The sequence below is a fragment of the Paenalicyclobacillus cellulosilyticus genome (assembly GCF_014647315.1).
In the GTDB taxonomy this organism is placed as follows: domain Bacteria; phylum Bacillota; class Bacilli; order Alicyclobacillales; family Alicyclobacillaceae; genus Alicyclobacillus_J; species Alicyclobacillus_J cellulosilyticus.
In genome coordinates, this window is record NZ_BMOY01000124.1 from 340 (window position 1) to 617 (window position 278).

Annotated in this window: 1 protein-coding gene; it reads right to left on the minus strand. The window is 35.3% G+C overall.

Annotated features, from left to right (window positions below; all coding sequences use genetic code 11):
* Positions 1–278 (minus strand): hypothetical protein (locus tag IEX97_RS13150; protein ID WP_188883543.1); only part of this gene is annotated, 278 nt, incomplete at both ends.

The following is a 278-nucleotide window of genomic DNA, read 5'->3' on the forward strand; positions in this document are numbered from 1 at the left end:
GATTTGACCATGCGCTTCAAATTGATTGATTAAGTACCAAAACTGTTCAAGATCGGCTTGTTCTTCTTCAGTTAATAAACTCGTTTGGTGTAGATTAACAAGCGTTGTAGTAATCCATTCCACTAACGGATATTGATAACGTGTGTTTAAGGCGTGATCCATAACTTGATAAATAAATTTGCAACGTGTTTTACCCTCAGTGCTCAGAGCTGTAATCACATCGACTTGAGATAAGGCATAGAAAATACTTTTTGATTTAGCAAAAATCGCTAAATGAT